This is a genomic window from Pseudoalteromonas sp. NZS37, assembly GCF_015864265.1.
Taxonomy (GTDB): domain Bacteria; phylum Pseudomonadota; class Gammaproteobacteria; order Enterobacterales; family Alteromonadaceae; genus Pseudoalteromonas; species Pseudoalteromonas arctica.
The window spans coordinates 409093-422710 of the sequence record NZ_JADYXL010000003.1 but is presented as its reverse complement, the minus strand read 5'-3'; the positions used below and the strand labels follow the sequence as shown (position 1 = coordinate 422710).

General features: G+C 37.6%; 16 protein-coding genes. 2 read left to right on the top strand and 14 right to left on the bottom strand.

What is annotated here, in order from left to right; translation table 11 throughout:
• Nucleotide 1: 1 nt before the first annotated feature.
• The 14 genes from I6F47_RS07830 to dapA all read right to left on the bottom strand — a co-directional run bounded on the left by I6F47_RS07830 (nucleotide 2) and on the right by dapA (nucleotide 11802).
• Complete coding sequence (locus I6F47_RS07830) at nucleotides 2-2242, bottom strand: MMPL family transporter (RefSeq protein ID WP_197183643.1); 2241 nt, start codon at nucleotides 2240-2242, stop codon at nucleotides 2-4.
• A 46-nt stretch (nucleotides 2243-2288) separates the two neighbouring features.
• Complete coding sequence (locus tag I6F47_RS07825; RefSeq protein ID WP_197183642.1) at nucleotides 2289-2798, bottom strand: outer membrane lipoprotein carrier protein LolA; 510 nt, start codon at nucleotides 2796-2798, stop codon at nucleotides 2289-2291.
• A gap of 23 nt (nucleotides 2799-2821) precedes the next feature.
• Nucleotides 2822-3250 carry an acyl-CoA thioesterase gene (locus I6F47_RS07820; protein ID WP_007580812.1) on the bottom strand — a complete coding sequence of 143 codons (429 nt, stop codon included), beginning with the start codon at nucleotides 3248-3250 and terminating at the stop codon, nucleotides 2822-2824.
• Nucleotides 3243-4787: an HAL/PAL/TAL family ammonia-lyase gene (locus I6F47_RS07815; protein WP_165735811.1), complete on the bottom strand. Its 1545-nt coding sequence runs from the start codon at nucleotides 4785-4787 to the stop codon at nucleotides 3243-3245. The genes I6F47_RS07820 and I6F47_RS07815 overlap by 8 nt, the downstream gene beginning before the upstream one ends.
• A complete protein-coding gene (locus I6F47_RS07810) occupies nucleotides 4780-5748 on the bottom strand; it encodes an LpxL/LpxP family acyltransferase (protein WP_197183641.1) in 969 nt (322 codons plus the stop codon). Before I6F47_RS07810 ends, I6F47_RS07815 begins: the two co-directional genes overlap by 8 nt.
• Complete coding sequence (locus tag I6F47_RS07805) at nucleotides 5738-6487, bottom strand: glycosyltransferase family 2 protein (protein WP_197100555.1); 750 nt, start codon at nucleotides 6485-6487, stop codon at nucleotides 5738-5740. The genes I6F47_RS07810 and I6F47_RS07805 overlap by 11 nt, the downstream gene beginning before the upstream one ends.
• Entirely contained in the window at nucleotides 6480-6845 is a 366-nt protein-coding gene (locus tag I6F47_RS07800; RefSeq protein WP_197100557.1) for an ApeI family dehydratase, read from the bottom strand. Before I6F47_RS07800 ends, I6F47_RS07805 begins: the two co-directional genes overlap by 8 nt.
• Nucleotides 6829-8193 (bottom strand): AMP-binding protein, encoded by a 1365-nt coding sequence (locus I6F47_RS07795; RefSeq protein ID WP_024593024.1) that lies wholly within the window; start codon nucleotides 8191-8193, stop codon nucleotides 6829-6831. Before I6F47_RS07795 ends, I6F47_RS07800 begins: the two co-directional genes overlap by 17 nt.
• Nucleotides 8186-8752 carry a hypothetical protein gene (locus I6F47_RS07790; RefSeq protein WP_165740774.1) on the bottom strand — a complete coding sequence of 189 codons (567 nt, stop codon included), beginning with the start codon at nucleotides 8750-8752 and terminating at the stop codon, nucleotides 8186-8188. The genes I6F47_RS07795 and I6F47_RS07790 overlap by 8 nt, the downstream gene beginning before the upstream one ends.
• A 4-nt stretch (nucleotides 8753-8756) precedes the next feature.
• Nucleotides 8757-9002 carry an acyl carrier protein gene (locus tag I6F47_RS07785; RefSeq protein WP_002958648.1) on the bottom strand — a complete coding sequence of 82 codons (246 nt, stop codon included), beginning with the start codon at nucleotides 9000-9002 and terminating at the stop codon, nucleotides 8757-8759.
• Between the two features lie 21 nt (nucleotides 9003-9023).
• Nucleotides 9024-9281, bottom strand: coding sequence for a phosphopantetheine-binding protein (locus I6F47_RS07780; protein WP_007580830.1), 258 nt, complete (start codon nucleotides 9279-9281; stop codon nucleotides 9024-9026).
• Nucleotides 9278-10060 (bottom strand): lysophospholipid acyltransferase family protein, encoded by a 783-nt coding sequence (locus I6F47_RS07775; RefSeq protein ID WP_180961397.1) that lies wholly within the window; start codon nucleotides 10058-10060, stop codon nucleotides 9278-9280. The genes I6F47_RS07780 and I6F47_RS07775 overlap by 4 nt, the downstream gene beginning before the upstream one ends.
• Entirely contained in the window at nucleotides 10053-10766 is a 714-nt protein-coding gene (locus tag I6F47_RS07770) for a beta-ketoacyl synthase chain length factor (RefSeq protein WP_197100563.1), read from the bottom strand. The genes I6F47_RS07775 and I6F47_RS07770 overlap by 8 nt, the downstream gene beginning before the upstream one ends.
• Nucleotides 10767-10884: 118 nt before the next feature.
• Complete coding sequence (gene dapA, locus I6F47_RS07765) at nucleotides 10885-11802, bottom strand: 4-hydroxy-tetrahydrodipicolinate synthase (RefSeq protein ID WP_165722736.1); 918 nt, start codon at nucleotides 11800-11802, stop codon at nucleotides 10885-10887.
• Nucleotides 11803-11973: 171 nt separating this feature from the next.
• Here dapA and I6F47_RS07760 point away from each other — a divergent pair, with 171 nt between their 5' ends.
• Nucleotides 11974-12627 (top strand): DUF6058 family natural product biosynthesis protein, encoded by a 654-nt coding sequence (locus I6F47_RS07760; RefSeq protein ID WP_165722769.1) that lies wholly within the window; start codon nucleotides 11974-11976, stop codon nucleotides 12625-12627.
• An 87-nt stretch (nucleotides 12628-12714) separates the two neighbouring features.
• The gene (locus tag I6F47_RS07755) at nucleotides 12715-13578 is read left to right on the top strand and encodes a delta-class carbonic anhydrase (protein ID WP_165722735.1); all 864 of its coding nucleotides are present in this window, start codon (nucleotides 12715-12717) and stop codon (nucleotides 13576-13578) included.
• The last annotated feature ends 40 nt before the right edge of the window (nucleotides 13579-13618 follow it).

Genomic DNA, 13618 nt, shown 5'->3' with positions numbered 1-13618 from the left:
ATTATTGTTCCTTTTGAGGCTTTAAAACACTCAGCGGTGATAAAAAGTAAATAGCTAAAATCCCTACCATTACACTCAGCCCAAAGCTAAAAATAGCCGGTGTATCAGATGCACTCAACATGCCAAATACCCACATTGATGACGCAGCCGATAAGCTAATCGCTAACACATTTTTGGGCTCTAACTTATTTATTTGATAAAAAACGAGGTAATCAATTGCTAAGGCAATAACAAGTAACGCACCGAGTAAATTAAATAACGACAAGCTACCTTGAATCGCATTACATACCCAAAGCATGTTCAACACCACAACAGATAAAATGGTCACCTGCAGCAGCGCTATCTTAATCGTAAATCGCCAACTAAAAAGCAGCCAACTAATAAAACCCGCAAGCACCAGGCTTAATAGTAAATATTCACGGTAATCACTTAATAAAGCACTAATTTGTTTAGGTTTATTATAAAGGTAAATTCCATTGTTTTTTTCAACCTCATTAATTAGTTGATCAGATGAAATACCCGAAATAGACACCCACGTTATCGATTGTTCTGACTCAACAACCATTTGAGAAAGCAGTAATGGTTTAAATGTACTCGTGGCGAGTGTTTCATAAGTTAATAACGGTGCCTTTGTACTTACTAACGCTTGCCCTGTAACGCGCTCTGCAATATCCAAAGTCCCTTTGTTTTTAGCCTGTTCAAACAAGGCTTGGTTATCGCTCTGCTTTTGTAAACTAGGCAACCAATGGCTAATGCTATTATGTTTAAAATTAGGGTTTAGTTGGGTTAAGCGTTTTAAAAATTGTTCTTGTTTTTGTAAAAGCGCTTCGTCGCTATCTGCAAACATAAAAACAATTTGGGTGTCCCATTGCCCAAGTAATAACAAATGCTTTTTTTCGTTTAGCATTAAATGTTCGGAGCTTGCATTTAATAGCTTTACATCATCATTAAAGCTAATAGGTTTTATTAAAAATAACGCACTTATAAGGACTAATAACGTAATGAGTATTGGTTTCTTTAAACTATTGCAGTATAAAAAAACCTTAATGAGCTTTTGACTCATCAATAAACTCGAAGGCGATAACCTGAGTGTAGATTGCCACAATGGCAAAACTAAAACTGTAAATAGCCAAGCACTCACTAAACCCGCAATAACAAACACGCCAACTTGAGATAATAACGTTAGTGGCGCACCTAGTAAGCAGCAATAACCCAACGTAGTCGTAATAAGAGACAGTAAAAGCGCAGATTGAGTCCCTTTGCTGTAGCCTTTTTCATGCTCTTTTTTGGCTAAGTCAGTCATACCATGAAATGCATAATCAATGGCAATACCAATCAAGGTAACTGCAAAAACAAGCGTTAATAAATGAATAGTCTTAAACAGCAACACCATAGCGATAGCGCCGCCAATAAGTGCACTCAGTACGGTAAAGCTTGCTAATAAAATACTGTTTAAACGCCTAAACACCCAAAATACCATAGCAATAAGGGCTAATAAGCTAATGCCACCAAACAGGCTCATCTCGTATTTAGCTTGTTTAGCATTTTCAGCCGTATGAAATAGCACACCAGAGTAAGTAATGCTTAAATCAGGGTAGGTTTTATTAAGTATATTGATCTGTTTAATTATCGAGCCAGCTAAATCAATTGATTTATTAACCCCTAAATTTTCAGGCGCTAAGTTTGCCAAAATGACACGGTATTCAACGCCTTTTAAACGTCGAGTTAAACGACCTTGTTCAAGCGTAAACAATTGGCTTTGTTTTAAGTTATCTTCTATAAATGCCGCTAAGCTCAAACTTGTATCTTTGCTTAAGGTAGCACTTACAAATGGGTTGCCTAACTGATTTAATTGCTCAAGGTAATAATGTTCAAACGTTGTTTTTTTGCTTAATGTTTGCTTGTAAGTATCACTTAATAACGCATGTTTGAAAGGTGAGAATGTTTGCGCTAAATCGTTAACGGACGGAAAGTTAAATGTGCTTTTAATTGCATTATCGTCAAGCCATTTTTGGAAATCATCAAATGCTTTATTTTTATTATTTCCTGCAAACGAGAACATAATACGGTTAGCATTTTGCTGAAAAAAAACATCTTCCGCATGTGCAATTTGGGAGTGCGACTTTGGCAATAAGCTAAACATATCGGCGCTAAACGTTGGTTTAGACAGCCAAAAAGCTGCAGCAAAAAGTAAAATTAAACTGCTAAACCACCCTACAATAACGGTAATTCGTTTTGTCACTGCACTATTCCCTTAATTAACCACTGCATTATTTAAAAACATAATTTTATTTGGAATAAGTAAACTCAATTTTTGTGTTATTTCCTGAGTGCTCATTTAGTGTAATACTGCTCACTTGCTTAGCAGTTTCACATAAAATAAAATCACTAAATAATTGCTTTAGCATAGCTTCTTTTGGTATTAACTGTGTGCAACTGTCTTGCATTTTAGCAATGTCAAAACGTGTTTCCAGCGCACTCATATTTACGCTAAGTAAGTCACTCAGTAATCCTACAAACTGCTCGCTACCGGGTTGTGGTATTAACTCACCATTGGCATTTTGTGCAAGCACTTTGCCGTTTTCTATTATGAGCATACTCTCAACAGGCATTTTCACTTGCCAAATTAGCTTTTCATCAATTAACGAAAAAACACCCGACGAAATAAAAGGCTTAGCAAATCCATTAAATTGCTTATATTGCTTAAACTCACCTTTAATAGCTGCTGCATTTACTACAGAGCAAAACAGCAAAAAGCTAATGGCTATGCTCAATGTAAAACATTTTAAAAAATTCATTTAATCGCCTATAAAATAAAAATTTAATTCAAAACCGCTTTTAACTTATTAAATAAAATAGCGGGTGATTCAAATTGCATTTCTTTGGAGCTAACCTCAACCGCAACTTGCGTGGTTGAGGCTTTAGTAAGGCGCTTATTAGTTAGCGAGTCAGTGATTACGTAATCAATCCGTAGTCGGTTCTCGTATTCTTTTAAGTAAGCCGCTACTTTAATTTTTTGAGTAAATACTGCTGAGGCAACATACTTTATTTGCATATCAACAATTGGCCACGCGTAGCCCGATTCATGCATTTGCGGGTAATCATAATCAAATAAACGCAGTAACTCGCAGCGCGCTACTTCTAAATAACGTGGGTAATTTCCATGCCATACAACATTCATTGGGTCGCAGTCATGAAATGGAATTTCAATTTCTACCACATGCGTTAATAATGCACCTTTACTATTCATACAACGCCCAACGTTTAGTTTGAATATACCCTATTGTTTGCCTTAGCACGGCTTCCATTGGTCTATCCTCAGTGAGGTTTTCAAAGTAATCAGTTATATCGGTATACATGTTTTGCATATCTTGCGTTAAAGTCGAAAACTCAAGATCGCCTTGTTTTATACGCAATCTAACACCTTGAATACTTGCTAATAACGTACTTGCTAACACTTGTTCTGTTAGCTGTAAAATACGTAAACAATCGCGAGACGCAATAGTTCCCATACTCACTTTATCTTGATTATGACACTCCGTAGAGCGAGAAAAAACGCTGGCCGGCATGGTTAGCTTTAATGCCTCTGCTGTGTAAGCACTACAGCCAATTTGAACCGCTTTAAAACCATGATTAATATAACGGCGCTCTGGTGCACTATCAGACAAATTTGAAGGTAGCCCATTGTTGTACTTAGTATCAACCAAAGAAGCGATTTGTCTGTCGGCTAAATCAGCAAGGTTTGCAACGGCTGTTTTCATGCTATCCATTGCCATTGCAATATGGCCTCCGTAAAAATGCCCGCCGTGTAATACATGCTCACCTTGGCCGTCAATTATTGGGTTATCGTTTGCTGAGTTAAGCTCGTTTTCTATCATGTGCCTAAAAAACGGAAGACTGTCTTGCAGCACACCAATAACATGGGGTGCACAACGGATTGAATACCTATCTTGAAGTCTGTCTGCATTACGAGGGTGATCGTGATGGTTTAAATCGTCTCTTATCCAACGTGCAATTTGTTGCTGCCCAGGATGTGGCTTAACTGAAAATAATATCTCATCAAAATGATGGCTATTTCCTTTAAGCGCTAAGCTTGATAATGCAGTAATACGGCTCGCCAGTTTAGCTAAGTAATTAGCCCTATCAAACGCTAAACACGCTAATGCAGTCATTACCGCTGTGCCATTCATAACGGCAAGACCTTCTTTTGGCCTTAGTGTTAGTGGTTCTAAGCCAACTTCTTTCATAACTTCTGCACTGTTACGTACTTGGTCTTTGTAAAACACATCACGCTCGCCTACCATCGCACCTGCAACGTAAGATAACGGTGTTAAATCGCCACTGGCACCTACTGACCCTTCTTGCGGGATCACAGGCACTATATCGTTATTTAAGTAATCTTTAAGTAGGTGCAGCATTTCCCAGCTAATACCAGAGTAGCCCTGTGAAAGTGATGTTAAGCGGGTCGCTAAAATTGCACGCCCTTGAACTTTATTAAATACATCCCCGAGTCCACAACCGTGAAAGCGAGTTAAATGCAGAGGTAATTCATTAACTAAACCAAGGGGTACAGCCACCGTTACAGAATCACCGTAACCAGTAGTAACGCCGTAAATCACGCCATCTTCTTTTAAAAGTGTGTCTAAAAAACGCAAAGCGCTATTAATTTTAACGCTAAAAGTTTCACAGCTATTTAATTGCACTTGTGTTTCATTAAAGGCAACTCGAACAATATCTTCAATTGATAATCGCTGATTGCCAAAAAGCTGTATATTTTGTTCAGTCACACTTGTTCTCCATTGATTGATCGCGTACTACCTGCTGATCACTTTTCCAAAAATCGTAAAAATTAAACCACTGATAAGGATATAAAGCTGCGTAATAACTCAAACGCTGTGCATAGTCAGTAATAATAAGTGTTAGCGCCTGCTGTCGCTCTCGTCGAGGCATTTTTAATGATTGGCTGTAATGTTCAAATATCACTTGATACTTTTTGCTTTTTTTATCTTTTAAACAAAACAAAAAGTAAATAGGGCAATCAAGCAGCGCGGCTAATATAAAAGGCCCCTGTGAAAATGGGGCATTTTTGCCTAAAAACGGTACCTGTACCGACCGAGAAGCCGTTGTTGTGCTTGTTCTGTCACCAACAATAACGATTATTTCTCCCTGCTCTACTTTTTCTTTTAGTAAAATAGCTAAGTCAGGCCCCATATCAGTCACTTGTATTAAATTAACCGACACATCTGGGTTAATCTTTTTAAGCATTTTATTAAATTCAACAGCGTGATGGGTAAACACCAGTACATTTATTTTTTTACTGCTGCGGTGCTGGCTAAGTGCCCTGCACACCTCTAAATTACCCAAGTGGGAACCTATAAAAATAGCCCCTTGATTTTGCTCATCTAGCTCAGCAAATAAATGCTCATTAGTGTATTTAATATCACGTTGAGTTATTCGCCCAAGCCAAGCATCAATTTTATCTAATGCGCTATCTGCAAAACTGCAAAAGTGCGTTAATTGCATTTTAAACGTAACAGGTTGTTTGCAGCCTTGGTAAACATTAACTTGCTCTAAAAACACTTTAGATGCTACACGCGCTACTTTTCCTGTTAAAAAAAGATAAAAAACCACAGGAAACAAAACAATCCACAGCCCTTTTCTACCCAGTAATTTATGAGCAAATAACAGTATTTGAATACCTAAAAAATTACCGCGTTCTTGCATTTTAGACCAGTGTTTAGCGGCCATAACGCCTCTTTAATTTATGCCAAATTAACACAGGAGAGCGAATCAACATTCCAAAAAACAAGCGGGTGTGTAACCACGAAATACGCACGTTATCGTGTAATGGTTGAAAATGAGAAAGCCCATTTTCGGGGTAAATTACTTGGCTAGGTAAAAATACAAAAGGCACATTGCGCCAATATAAACGCACTAAAATTTCGGGGTCAAAATCCATGCGTTTTCCAAGCGACACCTCATCAATTAGCTTTGTACTTTGCTCAAGCGGATACACTCTAAAGCCACACATCGAATCTACAATTGTAAAACTTAACGTTTCAATCCATACCCAAACATGCGTTAAATAACGTGCTAAATAACGGTGTTTAGGCACTGAATCGTCATATATTGGGCAACAGCTTATAAGCGCTTTAGGCTGAGCGTTTGAAAGCGCTATTAGTTTTTTAATATCAGATAAGTCATGCTGACCATCAGCATCAACCTGTATCGCATGCGAAAAACCTAGCTTATGTGCCTGCTTTAAGCCTGTTTGTACCGCGCCGCCTTTGCCTTGATTATCGTCGTGGGCAACTACACTCAACTGCGCGTGTTTTGCATCGAGCTTACTGAACACATTTTTAGCTTCGGCGTTGCTTGCGTCATCAACCATAATAATAGGAAGATTAAATGACGATAATTGGCTCAGTACATCATCAATAACCGTAATGTGATTATAATTTGGGATAACAATACAAAAATTATTCATTTATTAGGCTATCAAAAACAACACGGCCAGATGCATGCTGTCCTTTGTTTGAATTATACGAAAAGGTATATTTATTCTCTGCCTTTTGCTCAAGCAATAATTCGATTGTTATACCTGGGGTAATCACTACCTGAAACTTTAATACTTCAACATTTTTAACAGATTGCTGAACATTATAATATTTACAAATTGCAGCCACAGCCCAGTCTAATTGCACAACACCTGCGAGTATTGGGCCATCCGTAAAATGTCCTTTGAAATAATCTAAATCATGAGGAACTAATAAGCTTAATTTATACTTTTGCTCTGCTTTTTCACAAGACAGTAAATCAGGCTGTGTTTTAGTCAACTTTTGCAAAAAGACTCTCCAATGCTTTTAAATTTAACTTTGCCTGTGAGTTGTATGGTAATTGCTCTACAAAACGCCACTTTTTAGGGATACAAATTCGCTCAAAGCGCGCTAATGCATGCGCTTTTAATAAATTATTTGTAGCTAACTTACCGTCACCATTAAAAAACATCTGCCCTTTATGCGTAAGCACAACAATAGCGCCTACAATTAATCGCTCACCAGGCAAGGCGATTACTTTAGCTTCACTTACCCACTCACTAGTACACAAATGTTGTTCTAGCTCATCTAAACTTAATCGCTTTTCTTCTAATTTTATAATTCGGTCGAATCGGCCTAATAATCTAAATTGACCATTTTTAAGTACTTCGCCTCTATCATCTAAAGGGTAATTTTTGTCGCGAACGAGCGGTGAGTTTAAAATTAAACGCTGATCGTCCAAAGCCCGTACTTTAATACCCGAAAATGGCTGCCAAAGGCTAACCTTTTCAAGTGAAGTAACTTGTCGATATGCAATACCACCGGTTTCGGTACTACCAAAAACTTGTGTAACTGGTTTATTTAATTGCGTAAACAACGATACAGCATCTTCGTTTAATAGCGGTCCACCTGATGAAAAAATCCATTGTAAATGAGACTTATCATCCACTAAAACATTATCAATACATAACCGTTTTAACTGCGCTGGGCTTGAAACAAACACTACTTTTTTAAATAACTTGAGCTTTGTAGCTATATGTTCTGGGTAATGCAATAGCTCTGTATTTACAACCTTTCCTGCACGTAATGGCCACAATAATCTAAACAATAAGCCGTATATATGCTGATGCGAAACACTCGCTATAAAAATAGGATTATCAATCAGTGCGTAGCTATTAATTAATGTACTTAATTCTTTATTTATTACCTGCCACGTTTTTACAATTGGCTTTGCTTTACCCGACGAGCCCGACGTGTAAAAAACAATTGTGCCTTCTTGAGGCCATTTAATTGTTTCAATAGATACAAAGTGGGGTTGATTGACTAAGGTTCCTATATCTAAAAAATCAGCCTCTAAATCGGCTACTAATTCAGACTCACCAATAAAAAAAGGTGTTTGTTTAAGCAAGGAGTTTAACGTTGCAGGTTGCCCATTAGGCGGCAAAATCACTGTATTTCCGTGTAGTGCCAAAGCAAATAAGTACACGGCAAATTTGTAGGTGTCTGTGGTGTATAAAACAACCGATGATTTAGCATTTAACGTTGATAGCTTTGCTAAAACTTCGTTTATATCACTAACAAACTGACGCTCCGAAATATCATTATCAGTATGATTAAAACATGTTCTTATCGCATTACTTTGAAAAGCATTAAACACCGGCGTTCCTTTTTACTTTTTGTCTGACTAGCCACTCTATAGCAAACAATGTGCCCATAGCTAAGTAAGCAATAAAACCATTATAAAAAGCCCAGGTTTCTAGGCTACTAAAAATACTGGTGTACAGGGCAATACCACCGTTTAATACAAAAAAAACACACCACACTAGCGTTACTTTTTTTGTATAAATCACACCGTTTTCATCAAGTGAGGGCTCAGTAATGCGCGCAAAGGTTTCAATAATAGAAGGCCCTTTATACAAAGAATACGCAAACACAACTAACATAACTAAATTAATGATTACGGGATACAAACGCAGCCCTAAGTCGCTATCCATTACCTTGGAAATCAAAATAGTAATGGCTGCTAAAAATGTAGCGGGCTTTAACCACGGCATTTTATCAAATAAGGCTTTGCTTAACCAAAGTCTAAGCCCGAGTAAAAATAGCAGTAATACTGTAATAATCTGACTATTAAAACGCGTAAGGCCTACGTACACAATAATAGGGTAGCAAGCCAAGCAAATCATAATTAACGTTGTTAAAACTGCTTTTAACATAGTATTAGTTAACTAACTTTTCTATTTCGGTGACTATGTCTTGCACTGTGCGCACAAGCTTAAAGGCATCAGGCTCAATTTTTTTACCTGTGATTTCTCTTAATTTCACAACTAAGTCAACTGCATCAATACTGTCTAAATCAAGATCTTGGTACAGGTTAGCCTCTAAGCTAATATCTTCTGGGTCTATTTCAAATTCGTTTTCTAAAATGCCGTGTAATACATCATAAATTTCAGCAGCGGTTTTCATCTTTCTTCCTACTTTTATATATTAAGAACGTGCTTGTTCAATAAATTTTGCTAAAGAATTAACTGAGGCAAAGTGCGCTTTAGTTTGATCAGAGTTTGCATCTATTTTCACATCAAATTGCTTCTTTATCGCAAGACCAAGCTCTAATGCATCTATGCTGTCTAGTCCTAGGCCATCTACAAATAAAGCGTCATCATCTTGTATGTCAGCAGTGGTCATGTCTTCAAGGTCAAGGCTTGAGATAATCAGTTGTTTTATTTGTTCTTTTAATTCGCTCATATATTTTTTAGCTCTTGTGTAAAATAATGTTGTAAATCTTTAGTCAATTGGCGTGATTGCATCGCAGGCATATCGCTGTCGTATGTTGCACAATTAAACTGCTGGCTCGCAAGCCCCATTGTAAAATGCGCCTGATATGGCGCGACCTTATACCAAGGTGTGCCTTTGGTTAAAGTGTTTGGCTTCATTTTAATTAAAAAAGTAGTAATGGGCGCATGACATCTAATTGCAATATTTGCAGCGCCTCGTTTAAACTTTAATGTTTTGTGAGGCTCTGTCCGTGTCCCTTCAGGAAATACAATTAAGTTATTACCCTTTTGCAAACTGCGCTCGCATTCTCGTAATAGCTCCTGCGGATCGTCATTACTTATATAGCCGGTGCTTTTAATAACGCCGCGCATAAAAGGATTTTTAAATAAATGCGCCTTTACTACGCAATCTGCATTTTTTACTACCGAAATTAAAACAACAACATCAATTAAAGAAGGATGGTTTGCTAATATCAGTTGCCCTTTTAAGCCTTCAATTTTTGCTTTATCGTTGACATGAAATCGAATAACGCCCGTTACATGCATTAAACTAACAAACCATTTGAAGCTGTAATGTACTGTCTTTCGAGCCTTAATCTTTTGTTTAACTGAGTCACTTTGAAATAGGCGCTGAGCAGGAAAAACAATAAAGGCTAATACTAAACCACCAACCCCAAAAACTGAAAAGCAAAATGCAGTAGCAATAATCCGCCAAATCAACCCACATAACCTTTGTACATTTTTAAGCATGGTATGTAAGCTGCCAATCGTGCTCAAGCGTGTTATGAACAAGTAATATATTGCTTCGCTCATACAAAGCTTTAGCGCATTGAATACTCATTGGTAAGTCGCTTTTTTCCATGCCCGTATTAAATACTTTGTTTAAACTAAAATGGGGTTCGCCTTTTTGCGGCGCTCTTATTATTAAACCAATAGAGTGTGCTATTTGCTGTTCATCGGCGTACTGAGCGTAAATATCGGGGAGAGTCTCGTCGGTATGAACTATTAACATGTGTTGCTGATCGTTATCAGCAAGTCTTACAAAGCCATCTACGAGTGCATAAATAAAGCTTTCGGCTCCTGCAGCTATAGCATTTGTAGCACTTGTATTACCCTGTATTATCCCAAAAAGTCCCGATGCGGCATTATGCACACTTAACCCAAAACCAGTGGGCGACAGTGGCTGATCATTTACTACATCAATAAGTAAGTTAGACGTTTTGTGAAAATCACCGTGGCGAGAAGAAAAAACACTCGGTAAATTAACATAGTTACCTTGAGTGCTTACTTGATGAGCACTAAAGAGTGCCATTTTAATAAAGGAAGTCATTCGGCGTCGCTGCATAGCAGGCACCCAACTAAGATTTAATACGGAGGAATCAAACCAATTACTCTCTTTTATTTGTCGCTGTTCGGGCTTTATCCATATAGCGAGTTCTTCAACAACAAATTTCACAGCTCTGCATATTTTATAATATATAAGGGAAGGAATTTTACCGATTTTAGCAATAGAAGTAAATAATCATTAACAAAAAGCACTGAACTAACACTTTGTTCAGTGCTTGCTCATATTGCTAAGAAAGAAGAGCTATATCATTCTGCTTTAAACACTTAGCTATACCGCCAACAACATCGTTATTATTTAACTCATTAATTAACACTTCGCCTTGAGCTTGCTGCTCATCACTAAGCGGTAAATACGGTAATCTAAATACAGGGTTTACTGCACCTGTCATCATCAACGCGGTATTAATAGCAATCGGGTTTGGTTCACAGAACAACCAGTTCATTAATGGTTGTAACGACGCATTTAGCTCGTTACTTGGCGTATCCATTAACTGACGAAATAACCCAGGTATTAAGTTAGAAGTAACCGAAATAACACCGTGCGCTTTATGTGTGTGGCGCGCATCATGACTTTCGTCATCGTTACCCGACCAACATGCAATACCTTGTTGTTCATAATGGGCAATACGTTCATTACCGCCACACTCTTTTACACCAATAAAATATTCATGCTTAGCGAGTGGCTCAATAATATCAGGTGTTAGGTCTTGACCTGTTCGCCCTGCTACGTTGTAAATAAAGGCAGGTCCAATATCAAGTACGCGCTTAAAGTGCTCTTTAACACCCGCAATAGACGTACGTCCGTAATATGGATTAATTTGCAGTGCTGCATCCATACCGCTGGCAAAGCCATATTTAGTTGCTTTAATCGCTTCACGGGTGTTGTTACTACCGGTATTACCAACAATAACCAGTTTGTCACCATACTTGTTTGCACTGTGCGCTATAAGCATTAAATGCTCTTCCCAGTTCATTAACTGGCCTTCGCCTGTTGTGCCACCAACTACAATGCCGTCAACGCCTGCTGCAATTTGTATTTCTACGAGTTCATCGTACTTTGCTAGGTCTATTTCACCGTTTGCTAAGTATGGCGTTTTAATAGCTGTAATAAGGCTTGCTTGTTTAATTTGGTCTAGGGTGCGCATAAAAAATCATTATTTATAAAACTTGCGCTATTTGTAACATAATTGCCGGTACTTTTGGAGGTGTAAGCCTACATTTAATTATAAAATTTCTTGTGTTATTAAGTTTGGTAATACAAAATGAATAACTGTATATATGAACAGTATTTTATTTTTAACGATACCAGAGGCTTTATGCGTTTATCTGACTACTTAGCAACTCATTTTTATAACACCGATGAACTGTGCCAAGCATTAAATATAGATGCAGATACACTTTTAGCTTGGCAAGAGCGAAGTGTTTTCCCAAAACCAAGTTACTGTATTAAAAGTCAACTTAGCTGCAGCTCATATTCAGGTTTGTATGAATGCGAAGAGTATGACGACTATTACCCGCGCGGCTGTGTTAATTGGGGGCAAGGTCTTTTAAAACAAAAAATAGAATCATCAAGCCATGCTTTTAATTATTTTGCGCAGCAATATACTGCAAGCCTAACTAAACTCGCTCAGCAAGGATTTACGTTTAGCGAAGAGCTATTTGGCTGCGAAATAGACGAGCACTTACAGCAAGTTTGGCAACAGTTTTTATGCAGTAAATATGGCGTACTTACTCAAAATGGATTAATAGACGAAATAGTCTCGGTAGATATTGGCAGACTATTAGTTGACGACATTACCGAACTGCGCAGTAAAGCGAGTTTAAACCAAGAAGAAAGAACGCTACTGCACCCCGCCATGAAGCTTTTAAACAAAGCATTAGGGCATGGCGCCGATCATGAAAAACAACACACATTACGCACCCGCTATATAGATGCACTTATTTTAAAATACGACTTATCTATTAAATAGTTTTGCATTATTTTAGGATTATTTGACGAAAAACAAGATCTGTTAACTTAATTGTTACGAAAAATGTAATTTAAAGGCACTGACTCAATGACAATCAAAACAAAAATAAGTGTAATTTCTGCTGCAATCACTATTCTGTCTTTTAATACGCTAGCTAAAGCTAACCACGAAATAGCAAATGACGACATAATAAAAATGCAGCGTGCAGCACTTGCTAAAAACACTGCGAATAAAGGCTTTGGCCCACAATCTCCACGTAATATTGATAATTATAAAGGCGAAAACACCGTAGTTTTCTCTCATGCCCCAACTTCATCAAACATGAACTTATGTAATATACACTTTCATAAAAATGCTGAACATGCCGGTGGTGAGTTTAGTAAATATGCCGGAAATGGTAATGGAAAAGGCTTTAAAAGTGGCTACTTATATTCAGGCTCTTTAACTAAAAGTGAAAGTAAACCAGCAAAAATTGAAATTTGTCCAAGCGATCACGGCGCGCTTTTAGTTGGCGATACCATTGAGGTTCATAACGTTCATACGTCAGCAATTGTAAAACCAGGCCCTACCTTGGGTAGCTGTTTAAGTGATTCGATTAAAAATCCGCAACTACGTGTTGAAGCTCAAGTATATGTATTAGTAAACGATGCTAACGCACTTGATTTTGCTCAAATAAGCACCGTGTCATCTGTTAATGGTTACTATCAAGCTATTGCTACACCTACAAATACGGGTAAACCGGTTGTTTATAGCGGTTCAACTACTGGTCCTAGTTACAACGAGACAGGCTCTCCTTTTCAAGTAACATGGTCAGTTAAACCAAAAGTAGCAAAGGTTGATATAAACAGTGTTGGCAAATGGTGTGAAAGTAACACCTTTAATGAAGATCATGCTCACGGCGTACGAAATCTCGTAATAAATCCTGCATTACTCTCTAAAATCAATAATTAAAATTTAGCCAAATAAAAAATAACCCGCTAATTAGTGGGTT

What these genes read in the sequence shown, in the direction of transcription:
- I6F47_RS07810 (WP_197183641.1), bottom strand. Translation starts at nt 5,748, where the DNA reads ATGGCCGCTAAACACTGGTCTAAAATGCAAGAACGCGGTAATTTTTTA.
- I6F47_RS07825 (WP_197183642.1), bottom strand. Translation starts at nt 2,798, where the DNA reads ATGAATTTTTTAAAATGTTTTACATTGAGCATAGCCATTAGCTTTTTG.
- I6F47_RS07785 (WP_002958648.1), bottom strand. Translation starts at nt 9,002, where the DNA reads ATGAAAACCGCTGCTGAAATTTATGATGTATTACACGGCATTTTAGAA.
- I6F47_RS07820 (WP_007580812.1), bottom strand. Translation starts at nt 3,250, where the DNA reads ATGAATAGTAAAGGTGCATTATTAACGCATGTGGTAGAAATTGAAATT.
- I6F47_RS07790 (WP_165740774.1), bottom strand. Translation starts at nt 8,752, where the DNA reads ATGTTAAAAGCAGTTTTAACAACGTTAATTATGATTTGCTTGGCTTGC.
- I6F47_RS07780 (WP_007580830.1), bottom strand. Translation starts at nt 9,281, where the DNA reads ATGAGCGAATTAAAAGAACAAATAAAACAACTGATTATCTCAAGCCTT.
- dapA (WP_165722736.1), bottom strand. Translation starts at nt 11,802, where the DNA reads ATGCGCACCCTAGACCAAATTAAACAAGCAAGCCTTATTACAGCTATT.
- I6F47_RS07755 (WP_165722735.1), top strand. Translation starts at nt 12,715, where the DNA reads ATGACAATCAAAACAAAAATAAGTGTAATTTCTGCTGCAATCACTATT.
- I6F47_RS07775 (WP_180961397.1), bottom strand. Translation starts at nt 10,060, where the DNA reads ATGCTTAAAAATGTACAAAGGTTATGTGGGTTGATTTGGCGGATTATT.
- I6F47_RS07760 (WP_165722769.1), top strand. Translation starts at nt 11,974, where the DNA reads ATGCGTTTATCTGACTACTTAGCAACTCATTTTTATAACACCGATGAA.
- I6F47_RS07805 (WP_197100555.1), bottom strand. Translation starts at nt 6,487, where the DNA reads ATGAATAATTTTTGTATTGTTATCCCAAATTATAATCACATTACGGTT.